Genomic DNA, 13,474 nt, shown 5'->3' on the forward strand with positions numbered 1-13,474 from the left:
AGTCCAGATGGGCAACATCCCGCATCACTTTCTTGGCTATTGGGGTTACGGCGCTCAACAAGAGTTGGAAGCGCTGCTAACTAGTGTTTTGGAAAACCTCGCCCCTAAAAGGGAAAATTCAAAGCCTTTTCCCCATTATCCTCTTCCCATCTGGAATGTTATTTATATAGAAATCGATGGAAATTCCAGAAGGCAACAAAATCAGGACTTACACGCTGAACACCTGAAATCTAGATCCCCCCTAGCCCCCCTTAAAAAAGGGGGAACCTTGAAAGCCCCCTTTTTAAGGGGGTTGGGGGATCTCTTCTGTGTAAGTTCTAAAAATCAAATTGCTGCCATCTCCGCATCAGGATTATTTAGTTCACCCGATGCTTGGGTAAGTCTCCAGGAAAACAACTGCCTAATTTTGGGAAGAGAACCTTTCGGAAAAGCGCCCTTGTATTGGACTCAGCAAGGACAAATAATCTGGTTTGCGTCCCAACTGCAATTGCTTTTACCGATTTTGCAACAGTCAGAAGTTAGCATTCCTGGGTTATATGGCTATAGCTGTTTTTCTTATGTTCCCACACCCTTAACTGCTATTAATGGAGTGTTTGCAGTGCCGGCGGGGACGGAATTAGTTTGGCAGAGCGATCGCCAATCAGGTACTCTGCAAACACCTGAATCTAAAAAAATCCACTCGTGGCGGGAAGCGCCAAAACAGTTAACAGATGAAGCTACAGCAATTACTGAATTGCAAACTCTCCTGAAAGACTCGATTGAGCGACAAATTGCCGATTTAAAAGATGAGCCTGTCGGGGTGTTTCTCTCTGGGGGACTCGATTCTTCAGTGGTGGCGGCGCTGCTGGTACAAGCAGGGGTGAAAGTCCGCGCCTACACTTTAGATTTTGGTAACGCAGGTATTCCAGAATATCCATATTCTGAACAAGTCGCCGAGTTTCTCAAAATTCCGCTAATTAAAGTTGCAGTAACCCCAAGTTCGATCGAGAATGCGCTAATTCCGACTGTGAAAGCATTGGATTTGCCCTTTGGCGATGGCGTGTGTGTGCCTTTATATCTCCTGTCAGAGAGAGCGAGTCAGGAAACTCAAGTAATTTTTAATGGTGAAGGTGGAGATCAATTATTTGCCGGTTGGACTAATAAACCTTTAATTGCCGCAGGTGTTTATCAAGCAGAAAATCCCGCCGGACAGGAAAGTTTTATTCAGCAATATTTCCGTACCTTTCACCGTCTTGGAGGATACGAATCTCAAGTTTATCAGCCACAGGTTTATGCACAGATCCAAAATTTGCATCCCGAAGATTGGCTATTGGCGGCTTTAGATCGCAATGAGTGTCCATCTTTGCTACATCGCCTCCGCCGTGCTAGTTTGATGCTCAAAGGGGCGCAGAATATCCATCCCCGTGCGACTGCATTGGCGTTTGCTCATGGATTGTGGGTGCGATCGCCTTTTTGTGATTTACCTCTGGCTGAATGGACATTCCGCTTATCTGGAGAACTCTGCTTACAGGGAGCTTGTGAAAAATATATCCTCAAACGGGCTGTAGAAAATTGGCTGCCACCCGAAATTGTCTGGCGACAAAAACGGGGTATGGGGGTTCCCTTAACTTCTTGGTGTTTAAATGATTTTTGGCATCAACTGGGCATTTGGCTCAATCCTGAGACACTTCGCGCTCACAATCATTTTTATCCTCACATTGCGACACAAATCGTTGAAGGCAAATTAGGAGCAGCTATTCAAGGCCGGCGGATTGGTGAAACACTCTGGTTACTAATTATGTGGCAACTTTGGCGATCGCACGTTTTAAATGAAAAACAAACTAAACATTCTTGGGATCATCCCTTTTGGTTAAATCGTTGGCTATGGAGAAATTACAAGCGATGGCAAGATTAGATAAAAGTGAGGAGTTGGGAGTTAGGAGTGAGCAATTAATCTCCTCATCTCCCCCATTCACCAAGGAAGTTGCCCAGGAGTTACTGAATAACTACGGTTCTCCGCTTTATGTTTATAATGGCGATCGCTTGCGCGAAACTATTGAGCGGATTAGCAAAGCAGTCAGTTATCCGCGCACGCAATTTCGGTTTGCTAGCGTTACTAATGGCAACATTGCGCTGTTAAAAATTTTTCGCTCCTTTGGATGGGGACTTCACGCTAATACACCAGGAGATATTTATTTAGGATTGCAAGCTGGTTTCGATCCGAGTGAGATTGTTTATAGCGGTAGTAATTTAAATCAGGCTGAGATGCTACAAGTCCTGAATTGGGGAGTTACAACACTCAATCTCGATAGCCTTGCTCAGTTGCAGTTGTGCTGTGAAGTTTTGCCCAAACACAGAGAGAAATCTATCCGGCTAGGTTTACGCCTGAATTTGCCGGAAATTACCGGAGATAGCCGCATTGGTGTACGTCCAGAAGAATTTGGTGATGCGATCGCTTTAACTGGTGAGGTGGGATTAAAGCTAAGTGGTTTACACTTCTATCGAGGTACGGGAACTAATGCCACAGCAGCTTTCACCGAAGTAATTGATACAGTAATCGCCACAGCCCAAAAGTTACCAGATTGGGAATATTTAGATTTTGGTGGTGGTTTTGGCTATCCATATCACCACAATAAAACAGCCTTTAACTGGGAAATATTTGGGGCTGAATTAACCGAGAGAATTACTCGTTTAGGGCGGGACATTGATTTGGTAATTGAACCGGGACGAAGTGCGATCGCTGGATGTGCAACTTTGCTTGCTCAAGTTGTTTCTGTAAAATGGCAAGGAGAAAAACAGATTGTTGGAGTTGATACCACCGTTGCTAATCTTTCAGTACCCACAGTACACGGCGGCTACCGAGAAATTATCACTTGGAAACAAGTAGATAATCCATTCACAACAGATATTTGTGGTAACACCACATATTCACGAGATTATCTTGGGAAAAATTGCCAACTCCCAGTTTTAGAAATTGGTGATATCGTTGCCATTTTAGATGTCGGTGCTTATGGTTATGCAATGTCGTCTCACTTTTTACACCGTCCCAAACCTGCGGAAGCCTTGCTAGAAAATGACACACATCGCTTAATTCGTCGGCGGGAAGACTACAGCGTTTTACTAACAAATCAGGTGCTAGATAAATAACAATTAATAAATAACATTGGGCAACCATTATGAAGTGTATTAACTGCGGAACTGACAACAAATTAAAAGAACGAACAGATAATCAAGGTCGGTGTACAAAATGCAATCATCTCTTTGCCTTTGAACCGACTAGTATGGGCAATGTTAAGATAACTGACCCCATGTTTGCAAAAGTTATATCTGACATCTCTGCTCAGGGTACATTATTTTTTACGCCCAAACAACTGCTTTATTTTTTAGATAACCGCGTCAGACGCAATCCATTTAACCTGTCTAGTAACTTTGGTTTTTTTTATCTCTTTTTTTATCTCTTTTTTAGTATTTGGGCACCCGGTTTTATTGGCGGAATACTTTCAGGTGTATTAGGATCTAACTCTTTTGTGATTGTACTATTTATATATAACTTAATCTTAGTTGTTTATTTATTTAAAAATACCACTTCTAGTAAACTTAATAGTCAAGGAAGAAAGTCAAGTGCCAGAATCTTGCAGGTTTTAGGTTTAATAATTCTGGCAGGAGGAATATTAATCAGTATATTTATATTAACTTCGTTTATTGCATTTGCTATTGCAGTAATAATTGGGATGGTTTCATTGTACTTAGGAACTAGACAGCTAAATCAGATGGGAGTAACGCAAGAATTTTTACTTCTACAATCTCAGGTTAAAGATTGGCTAGATCGCTGGCAGCAAATAAATGGTTCCATTCTCAAAATTCTTCCTTCTCCAAACCAGGAAAATAAACCAGCCACGATTAATCCTGATGTAACAGCTTACAGTTTTGATAGATTAGTCGTTTGTGATAGTGCTAGTATTGCTCAACTATTAATTGCTAATAATTTTCACTTTGAAAACAATTGTGCAATTCTCAGCATTACTGGATATCCCCAAAGCATTTTTGACACCACAATGCAAATGCTGCGCCGCAATCCCGATTTGAAAGTCTATGCAATACATGATTGCAATCCACGAGGCATTGGTTTCGTTCATAATTTGAGAACCAATGCTAATTGGTTTCTCAATAGTGAGATTGTGATTATTGATATTGGACTAACGCCACGTCAAATTATCGCTACTAAACGTGGAATGTTCATTCAATCCTCTCCAGAGTCGGCGCAAGCAGCTAAACAATTGCCTGAAGAAGTACGTCAAAATTTGTCTACTAAAGAATTAGCATGGTTAGAATCTGGAAAATATGTGGAATTGGAATCTTTTACTCCCCAAAGAATAATTAAAGTTCTGCAAAAGGGTATTGCTGGCAGCCAAACTTTAGAAGGTGATGACAGTAGCTTGCTTTTAGTCGGCGATACAGGAAATGATATGTACGTTGTTCAAAGTTTCGGTTAGTATTCTCATTTCATCTGTTGGGAAATACAAATGTACACCCCTACATAAATAACCTGACAGCAGTGTTGTATAGCGGTTTCCATTCAGGTAGGGTACAACATAATATCGCAAGGTGTAGGGGAGCGGCAGTGCCCATTGGTGTCAACTTAAGCTGAAACTCATTTAAAACCTCGTTTCCAGCCTCCGGCTGGAAATGCTGCTCCTAGCGGCAGAGCCGTCAGTACGAGAGGCGGAGCCTCAAAGACGACCATTCCCAGCCGGAGACTGGGAACGAGGCAATCTAAAAGCTAGTTATAGCCTTGCTTTCACGTTAATAACTAATAGACATTTCCGAAAAAGAATGTAGAGACGTAGCAAGTGCAACGTCTCTACAAGGGTTATGGGTAACGCATATTTAATTTCTGGAGATGACTAATAACTAAATCGGCGGCTATCCCATCCAGTGTCCGGGATAGCCGCCGATTTTCGTTGACATTATCAAGATGAAATTGATACCATTTCAAGGTTTTAATTTTTGTGTTATACTTAAATAAACATTGCTGTTATTAAAGAATTAAAATATAGCAATATGTTTTTCCTCTAATTAAGCAAATTCCTGGGCAAGGTTGGTATTAATTGAAAATTCAAGCGTTGGAAGTCAAGGCTGGCGATCGCATTATTGCTTACTGCAACAACAAAATGCAAACCTGCAAGGTAAAACGCATACTAGATCCCGGTCAAACTAATATCACACTATCAGTGTTCACCTCTGAGAATTATCGTGGTTGCTCAGTTTCATCTATAGTTCGCTTTCATAGTAACGCTTTGGTTGATTTAGTAAGTTAAAAATCAAGTAAATATTCAATCTCAAAAATATTTCTAATTCTTGTCCAGCTTGAAGCTGGACAAATCTTTATTAAAGGTGCGATACCTGCGATTTTGGCTAGCCTACGCATAGAGAAATCAGTTAATTGTGGCTGGATGATTTTCGCGCACTCACATTACACCAGTGCAGGCGACAATAATTTATAAAACAGGAGTCAGAATACTCTACCCATAAAGGCACAGAGTTTTAAGGCTAGAATATTTTAATTTTTTTGCCTACCAGGAGCGTTAGCGTAGCGGGACGTATCCCTACGGGGATCTTGCTACGCGGTAGCGTCTCGTAAAGAAGTACGGTTTTAACCAATATTCAGACGCGACTCGAAAATACTCGCTCTAAGCGTTGGTTGATGTTTTTTGTCAGTTCTTTTTCACATCACGAGCCATGTTGAGGTAGTAGTCGTCAAGCTTGGCATTAGGACGACGGCGGTTACTGGTAGAAATTTTACTAGTGTTATCTTGGTTCGTTTCAATTGGCTGTTTAGCGGCGGCTAGGTTTATATCTTGCACTTCATCAGATTCCAAGAAATAACCAGAATTAGTGAATCCGAAAAGCTTCGCAAAAAAACCAAATATATTTCCGACAAAATTAGAAAAACTTTGGAATAAAACACCAAACAAGCCTTCAACGCGAAGGAAAAAGTTCCGAATAGCTTGAGTTAGACGAAGCATGACAGCACCTTCAATGATTGCCTATCTATTATTGTGACTCAATTGCGATCGCAGAATTGGTGCTATGGCAAAAATCTACCAGTGGATAGGTATAGCTATTTATTTTGTGGAGGTTATACAGAGCAAACTGCCAAAGATGACAGAAGAATTAATATCGTCCTCAAAAAAGCGGGGAATGTAGTTGGACATCTGGGAGATGGCATTAACAATGCCTCTCGCAGGCTCGTAAGCGTTGGCGGAGCCTCTCTAGAGAAGGCTTTACGCTGCATGGCAGTTCCTCATGGGGGAACCCCCTTGGCGCTAGCCTCTCCCTTTGGGAGAAAACCGGACTGCCTCACCATTCCAAATCAATGAAACGCTTATGTTGTATTGATTTTTAATTTTTAATTCCGCCTTGCGGCACTAATCCTTTTCAAACACCAATGATTAATGACAATAGATAACTTCAAGAGTTAATTTGGTTTTTCAATGGGTACTATAAAATAGTGATTTTGGTATTTCAAAATGAGTAGATTGGCGTTTTAACTAATGATGTGCTTTTTCTAGTTAATTTTAAAGTATTCCTGTTCATTGCTGAACTCAGGTTAGGCATTTCTTGCCAGCAGTGGCGGCAGAACCAGTAGGTTTCTTGTAAACGAATGTGACGAAGCATTTGGTTGGAACAGCAAGGGCAGTTTGTCATATAGTTGTTGTTTTATTAAAAAAGTTAAACACAAATAAGTAGTTCGCTCTTGGCTTAACTACCAACAGCTTAAATTTATAAACAGAAAATAAAGAACTAATAAAGAAATGAAAGTAGTTAACAAGTTTTAAAAAATCTCAACAAGCACTTAATTAGTATCGGGTAGCTTGCACTCCTCTACGAACGCGAATAGCGTGTCGGAGACTGCGCCAAGGACAAAGCTCTGTTACCACCGCAGGCATCGCTCACTCCCTAAGACAGTCTATTTATATAAGAGCGATCGCGCCCGTTTGCTTTGGCTTGATAAAGGGCTTGATCTGCTGCCTCGATTAAATCTAAAGGAAGCATATTAGACGTAGGAATCACTGTGGCAATTCCAATACTCAAGGTGACGTGCTGCTTCACAGCTGATGCCCTATGGGGAATATTTAGCTGTTCTAGAGCTTGATGAATTTCTTGGGCAACGTAAAAAGCTCCATCACTAGCAGTGTTAGGTAAGATAACAACAAACTCTTCTCCGCCATAACGAGCAACTAAATCTCTAGAACGTTTCACACTTTGTTTGAAAGCTTGGGCAATCAAGCGCAAACAATTATCTCCGGCTGCATGACCATAAATATTGTTATATTGTTTAAAATAGTCAATGTCACATAAAAGTAATGAGATAAAACCTTTTTCTCGTAAAAGATATTGCCAGACACAATTAAGCCTATGATCAAAACATCGGCGATTGGCGATTTGAGTTAATTCATCTATCATCACTATATTTTCAAGCTTCTGGTTGGCACGCTGTAATTGTTGATAAAGTTCTGATTGCTGAAGCAGTTGGCTTTCCCAAGGTTGCCAGTCACGCGGGGCGCTACAATGATGAGCAACCAAAAGTCTCCAGAGGCGATCGCCTTGAAAAATTGGTACAACTAGCTTGGCTCTGACTTGCAACTTTTCCAATAACTCTAGATGACAAGGAGCAAAATCGGCAGTGTAGATGTCTGGAGTGACTTGGTGCGTACCTTCTTGATAAGACTGTCCCGATGTTTTGACAAAATTGATCTCAGTGTTTCGCGATCAATTTGATATGGCAGTCCTAAATGATTCGTAAACTTCTTTATTCTTGTTCATTCCATTAGTGAAGTAAAATCCCAACCCAGCAGTTGAGCAACTTGAGCAGGGAGGGTAACTGGATTAAAGGGTTTGAGAATTACGCCAGCAACTTGATACTTTTGCAAAATTTGCGAATCCAGCCATCGCGCTTTAGCACTGAGCAGCACTACAGGAATAGTTTGAGTTTCTGTATTGTTTCTGAGTTTATTCATAAACTCAAAACTAGCCATATCACGGATTGAGATATCTAATACAATCGCATCAGGACTATGGTGTACTGCGTTCTGCAATCCTTCTGATGGAGAATCTGCTGTCAGCACATTCCAACCAGCTAAATCTTAGAGGCAAAATTTTACTATCTCACGTACATTCAGTTCATCATCAATGAGCAATATCGTTTTGACGGTTATATTTACCTCCCCTAGCATATTCATGTCATTTCATACAGCTTTCCTGTGAGATAAAATATTTTTATCTGCAAACAAAAAATATAGATGATAAAAATAAAAAACTAATAAAGATATAGATTTTGTTACAAATCTTCAAAATTAATCGTCCCACCCCAAAATATTGGTAACTTCGTTGCAAATAGAGGTAGGTTCAAAGGGTTTGGTAATAATCCCAGCAATTCCCATTTGGGCGAAACGGGCGCGATCGCTCCCTTGGACTTTTACTGTTAACAGAATCACTGGAATCTCTTGGGTTGCAGAATTTCCCTGAAGCTTTTCGTAGACTGCAAAGCCGTCAAGATCAGGCATAGAGACATCAAGTAGAATGGCATCAATGGGTTCTGTCTGAGCAATTTCCAGTCCTTCTGTCCCTGATGCAGCTGTCAAGGTGTCCCATCCTCCCAAGTCTTCTAAACAAGCTTGTACTAATTCGCGGATTCGTTCTTCATCATCCACAATTAACAATCTTTTAGTCATTTGTCATTTGTCATTGGTTATTTATTATTCTCCTCTGCTCCTCTGCTCCTCTGCTCCCCTGCTCCTCTGCTCCCCTGCTCCTCTGCTCCCCTGCTCCTCTGCTCCTCTGCTCCCCTGCTCCTCTGCTCCTCTGCTCCCTGCCCCCTGCTCCCTGCCAAATTTCCCGGCAATGGCAGGGTGAAGAAAAACGTGCTGCCGATACTAAGAGTACTCTCAGCCCAGATTTGCCCACCGTGTTGATCAATAATACTACGACAGATTGCCAATCCCAAGCCTGTGCCGCCTTTGGTGCGAGAATCAGAGGCGTCTACTTGCTGAAATCTTCCAAAGATTGCTTCTAACTTATCTGTGGGGATACCTCGTCCTCGATCGCTTATTTGGAATAGTACGCGGTCTGTTTGCTGTTGGACACTGAGTGTAATAGTAGAATCGGCAGGCGAGAATTTAATTGCATTACCTAACAAATTGGTGAGTGTTTGCACAATAGCATCAGCCGCCGCCCAAACTTGAGCATTAGTAGGGTGGATCTTAAAGGTAATATTTTGCTGATTGGCGATCGCTTGCACTCCTGCTACTGCTTGTTGAATTAAATCAGCCGCATTGCAGGTGGTTTTTTTTAAGATAGCTCGATCCGACTCTAAGCGTTCCAAATCGAGAATATCGTTAACTAGACGCACTAAGCGATCGCTATCGATGGCTGCAATCTCAATCATCCGCTTGAATTTGTCTGGTTTTTTGTCGTAGATACCGGTTTGTAGTAAGCCTAATGCGGCGCGAATTGCAGTTAAGGGAGTGCGGAGTTCGTGACTAACGATGCCAATAAACTCACTCTTCATCAGATTAATCTGCTCTAGTTCAGTGATATCTTCAGCAATACCAGCAATCCGAACTACTGCGCCTAATTCATTTTTGATCGGAAACGCGCGATCGCGAATCCAACGGATTGAACCATCAGGACGGATAATGCGATATTTTTTATCGTATTGCCCTGGTCTGAGCTGTTCAATGAGTTCAATTTCGACGCGCTGGCGATCTTCTGGGTGAATTGCATCTAACCAATCTGAATAGTTGTGATACAACTTTTCACAACTTCTTTGCCAGATGATTTGGTAAGCATTGCTCACATATAGAATTTGCTGACTTTGATTATCGGTCATCCAAAATACTGCTTCGATATTTTCTGCCAGCTGACGAAACTTTTCTTCGCTCTCGCGTAAAGCTTCTTCGATGCCTTTGCGCTCAGTGATATCTTGGTGAACCGCAACCAGAACTTTGCCGTAATCGGGATGCCTGAATACAGAAGTCGTCACACTAGACCAAAATGGTGTTCCATCTTTTTTAACATTCTGGACTTCATAAGTAGCTTCAGTATTTTGTAAGACGGTAGACACAATCGCTTGATTTACATCTTTCGTAGTTACCGATTCGGTGACATAGTTTACAATCGAAACGTGCTGACCGTTGAGTTCGCTAGAGTTATAGCCAAACATCTGCTCAAATTTCGGATTGGCATAGACGATCATTCCATTATCAATTTTCACTAAGCAAATGCCTTCTCCCATATTTCGGGTAATTACAGCCTGAAGCTCCAGCATTTGCGACTGTTCTAAAAGTGTGAGTTGGGTTTGTTGCTGCTCTATCACTGTTTTTTGCAGGCGATCGTTCGTCTCTGTCAGTTGTGCGGTGCGTTCTTGCACTCGTTGCTCAAGTTTGGCATTCAATTGTTGCAGGGCAATTTCTGCCTGTTTGCGCTCTGTCAGTTCTGTCTGCACCTGTTCAAACAAAGCTGCCTGCTGGATAGCAATGCTTACCTGCGTTCCTAACTGCCGCAACAGAGCAATTTCTGAAGATTGCCACTCACGAGGAGCCTTACATTGATGAGCTGCCAATAATCCCCACAATTCATCTCCCAAGGAAACGGGAACGACCAGATTTGCCCTCACTTGGAGACTTTCCAAAAATTCAACGTGACAGGGACTAATTCCAGCAGTATAAATATCAGTTTTCGCAGTGACTAAGCCTTGTTTAAAGGGTTCGACGTTCTGTTCACCAATACAAGGATCGAGAATTTGGAGTGGTAAAAGAGCCATCCATTCCGGTGCAACAGACTCAACAACAATGGTTCCACCCCAACCTGGATAAAATTGGAAGATAGTGACGCGATCGCACTCCAGAAATTGCCGCACTTCATCAACAGTAGTTTGCAAGATATCTTGTAAATTGAGCGATCGCCGGATACGCTGGGTCATCTCCATTACTAAGCGCTGTTGCTCAAATTGATGTTGCAGTGTTTCTTGTGTATGTTTGCGCTCGTCAAGAGCTATTCGCAGTTGCTTGGCATTTTCTTGAGACAATTGTTGGTTGAGTTGTTGAATCTTCTGTCTGCTGTACTGAAGATTGCCTGTCACCAGGTTAATTATCAAGGCAACTAGCAAGAAAAGACCTAACCGCCATATATCTTCTGGTTGATTAATCCCCAGTTGATACCGAGGGGGAATTAAAAAATAATCAATTGCCAGTGTGGAAAGGACAACTGTAACGATCCCTGGTCGAAAGCCACCATACCAAGTACTGACGATGATAGCGATGTAGAAAAATGCCCCAATGGTTCGAGAAATCAGCGCTTCTAGCCAAAGTGACAGCAAGATGGCGATCGCTGTGGAGCCAATAGCAACACCGTAGTTCAATAATCGTGAATTTCCGATCATGCTTGACTTCTCCCTAGCTGAGAGCGCCTGCGCGTTCTTTGAATTCGGCTCAGTACCCGTGTCACAAGTTCTGGCCCTAGCACTGGCTTGCTAATAAAATCATCGGCTCCGGCAGCAAAAGCTTGCTGAAGAAATTCTGCTTCGGTATGGGCGGTAACTACTAAAATCGGTAAATCTCCCCACTGGGCATCTTGGCGCACGACTTTGCACAACTCTAACCCGTTCACTATCGGCATTTCTAAATCTAGTACTACCAAATCTGGGGATGTTGCAATCAGCACCTTCCAAAATTGTTGTGATTGGGAGAGGGTTATGACTTCCAACCCCCAAGGAGTTAGTAACGCCGATAATCCAGCCAGGATTACAGGGTCATCATCTACGATTAAAACTTTGGCTTCGGAAGTTTGAGGTTGAGGTAAGACACGAGCGATCGCCTGAAAAATCTGCTCGGTTGTGGCCGGTTTATGCAAAAATTGTCTAGCTCCTAAACGCGAGACTGCCAGTCGATCTGCTAAAGTATCTCGTCCTGTAAAAACAATTACTGGAATATTTGGTGATCGCTCTACTATCTCGCTCAATAATATTAATGCATCTTCTTCTGTTCCAGGAAAACTCAAATCCAGTAAAACTACATCAGGAGTTTTTAAAGAAAATAGCGATCGGGCCGTTGCTAAGTTTGGTGCAACCTTCATCCTGATGCCCCATGAGTCGGCTTCTGCTTGCAACTGCTCTGTCAGTGTCGTATCGTCATCAATGACTAATAGACGATAAGTTTGCTTTAGCGAGAAGTTTTGAGCGGTAGAAGTGACAGCCGGCTTAATTAACTCTTGCTTTAATGCTGTTACAAGTTGTGAAAAATTAGAGATTTGTTCGGTAGATAACGAGGAATTTCCAAGCAGTAAATGCTCTATTTTCCGTGCCAGCCGAGAACCCTCTGGATAACCGAACGACCCCATTGAGCCTGCTAGCTTATGGGCTTCATGCAATGCTTGCTGATGTAACTCTTCATTTAAATTCCCGGCTAAGAGTGCAGTTTTTAACCGCTCCAGCACTACAACCTGACCGATAAAGGAATTGCGAAATCGCTCCAGCACCCGATTGACAGCAGTCATATCTTTGGGAGCGGGTTTTTTCTTGCCATCTTGATTCGTTTGCACAACAGAGATGGAGCGATTAGGTGCAGGCTTGATGCGATAGCCCATACCATATACCGTTTCTAGAAATTCTTCTGTTAGACCTACTGTTTTCAGTTTCTTTCGCAAGTCCTTAATATGAGTCGTAACTGCATTTTCAGTCGGTGCGTCCCCAAATCCCCAGAGCCGATCTAGAATCACTGCCCGACTAAAGATCCGATCTGGGTTTTGCAAAAATAATTCCAGCAGTTTGTATTCTGTGGCGGTAAGGGGAATTTCTTGCTCATGACAAGTTACTCTGCCGGCACTTGGATCTAAACAGAGATTTCCCCAGGTTAAGATGGATGGTGAAATTGCCTCATTGCGTCGTAATAAAGAGCGAATTCTGGCTAGTAATGCTTCTGGATCAAAGGGTTTGATGACGTAATCATCTGCTCCGGCATCTAAGCCTGCCACTATATCTGCATTAGAATTTTTCCCTGTTAGCAACAGAATAGATTTACGGTAGCCTTGCTTTCGCAGTTGTCGACACAAGCTAATCCCATCCAGTTTGGGAATTAGCCAATCCAGCAAAATCAACTCATACTCAGTCGATGTCGCTAGTTCTAATCCAGCTTGTCCATTGCTTGCTATGTCGATAGTATAACGATTTGCACTCAACAAATCGAAGAGTGCTGTACTCAGTAATACGTCATCCTCTACCAACAAAATTTTCATAGATTGTATCCAAAGAAGATGCTTATGACACCTTTGCGATCGCTGGGCACACCATCACCGTAGTCATAGTCAAGTTACTGTGTAATTTTAATATATTGTTACAAACATGACAATAAGTTAATTTAAAGTTGTTAGTCTCAGATATTTATTTACAAATATTCATAATTAAAGTAGTATTTACATTCACTTTGATGATGAAAGA

The 13,474-nt window shown here is 42.0% G+C and carries 11 protein-coding genes; 5 read left to right on the forward strand and 6 right to left on the reverse strand.

Annotated features, from left to right (window positions below; translation table 11 throughout):
• The first annotated feature begins 7 nt into the window (after positions 1-7).
• From HWQ39_RS16370 to HWQ39_RS16385, 4 genes are all read left to right on the forward strand, one after another.
• Positions 8-1,894 carry an asparagine synthetase B gene (locus HWQ39_RS16370; RefSeq protein WP_292846915.1) on the forward strand — a complete coding sequence of 629 codons (1,887 nt, stop codon included), beginning with the start codon at positions 8-10 and terminating at the stop codon, positions 1,892-1,894.
• Entirely contained in the window at positions 1,882-3,126 is a 1,245-nt protein-coding gene (locus tag HWQ39_RS16375; protein ID WP_292846918.1) for a decarboxylase, read from the forward strand. Before HWQ39_RS16370 ends, HWQ39_RS16375 begins: the two co-directional genes overlap by 13 nt.
• A gap of 29 nt (positions 3,127-3,155) precedes the next feature.
• Positions 3,156-4,472, forward strand: coding sequence for a hypothetical protein (locus HWQ39_RS16380; RefSeq protein WP_292846921.1), 1,317 nt, complete (start codon positions 3,156-3,158; stop codon positions 4,470-4,472).
• Positions 4,473-5,087: 615 nt separating this feature from the next.
• A complete protein-coding gene (locus HWQ39_RS16385) occupies positions 5,088-5,297 on the forward strand; it encodes a hypothetical protein (RefSeq protein WP_292846924.1) in 210 nt (69 codons plus the stop codon).
• A gap of 396 nt (positions 5,298-5,693) precedes the next feature.
• Here the strand turns inward: HWQ39_RS16385 and HWQ39_RS16390 are convergent, their stop codons facing one another.
• Complete coding sequence (locus tag HWQ39_RS16390) at positions 5,694-6,005, reverse strand: threonine dehydratase (protein ID WP_292846927.1); 312 nt, start codon at positions 6,003-6,005, stop codon at positions 5,694-5,696.
• Between the two features lie 33 nt (positions 6,006-6,038).
• On the opposite strand from HWQ39_RS16390, the gene HWQ39_RS16395 reads away from it, so the two are divergent.
• Positions 6,039-6,359 (forward strand): hypothetical protein, encoded by a 321-nt coding sequence (locus HWQ39_RS16395; protein WP_292846930.1) that lies wholly within the window; start codon positions 6,039-6,041, stop codon positions 6,357-6,359.
• 580 nt (positions 6,360-6,939) lie between these two features.
• On the opposite strand, the gene HWQ39_RS16400 is transcribed toward HWQ39_RS16395, so the two are convergent.
• From HWQ39_RS16400 to HWQ39_RS16420, 5 genes are all read right to left on the reverse strand, one after another.
• Positions 6,940-7,737 carry a sensor domain-containing diguanylate cyclase gene (locus HWQ39_RS16400; RefSeq protein ID WP_292847137.1) on the reverse strand — a complete coding sequence of 266 codons (798 nt, stop codon included), beginning with the start codon at positions 7,735-7,737 and terminating at the stop codon, positions 6,940-6,942.
• Positions 7,738-7,802: 65 nt separating this feature from the next.
• Positions 7,803-8,108 carry a response regulator gene (locus HWQ39_RS16405; protein WP_292846933.1) on the reverse strand — a complete coding sequence of 102 codons (306 nt, stop codon included), beginning with the start codon at positions 8,106-8,108 and terminating at the stop codon, positions 7,803-7,805.
• Positions 8,109-8,336: 228 nt separating this feature from the next.
• Positions 8,337-8,714, reverse strand: coding sequence for a response regulator (locus HWQ39_RS16410; protein WP_292846936.1), 378 nt, complete (start codon positions 8,712-8,714; stop codon positions 8,337-8,339).
• Positions 8,715-8,731: 17 nt separating this feature from the next.
• Positions 8,732-11,422 carry an ATP-binding protein gene (locus tag HWQ39_RS16415; RefSeq protein WP_292846939.1) on the reverse strand — a complete coding sequence of 897 codons (2,691 nt, stop codon included), beginning with the start codon at positions 11,420-11,422 and terminating at the stop codon, positions 8,732-8,734.
• A complete protein-coding gene (locus HWQ39_RS16420; protein WP_292846942.1) occupies positions 11,419-13,272 on the reverse strand; it encodes a response regulator in 1,854 nt (617 codons plus the stop codon). The genes HWQ39_RS16415 and HWQ39_RS16420 overlap by 4 nt, the downstream gene beginning before the upstream one ends.
• Between the last annotated feature and the right edge of the window lie 202 nt (positions 13,273-13,474).

Origin of the sequence: Nostoc sp. NMS8, from assembly GCF_017115045.1 — a bacterium.
Lineage (GTDB): Bacteria > Cyanobacteriota > Cyanobacteriia > Cyanobacteriales > Nostocaceae > Nostoc.

Coding starts and splice junctions, on each gene's coding strand:
- HWQ39_RS16370 (WP_292846915.1), top strand. CDS start 8: ATGGGCAACATCCCGCATCACTTTCTTGGCTATTGGGGTTACGGCGCT.
- HWQ39_RS16375 (WP_292846918.1), top strand. CDS start 1,882: ATGGCAAGATTAGATAAAAGTGAGGAGTTGGGAGTTAGGAGTGAGCAA.
- HWQ39_RS16380 (WP_292846921.1), top strand. CDS start 3,156: ATGAAGTGTATTAACTGCGGAACTGACAACAAATTAAAAGAACGAACA.
- HWQ39_RS16390 (WP_292846927.1), bottom strand. CDS start 6,005: ATGCTTCGTCTAACTCAAGCTATTCGGAACTTTTTCCTTCGCGTTGAA.
- HWQ39_RS16410 (WP_292846936.1), bottom strand. CDS start 8,714: ATGACTAAAAGATTGTTAATTGTGGATGATGAAGAACGAATCCGCGAA.
- HWQ39_RS16415 (WP_292846939.1), bottom strand. CDS start 11,422: ATGATCGGAAATTCACGATTATTGAACTACGGTGTTGCTATTGGCTCC.
- HWQ39_RS16420 (WP_292846942.1), bottom strand. CDS start 13,272: ATGAAAATTTTGTTGGTAGAGGATGACGTATTACTGAGTACAGCACTC.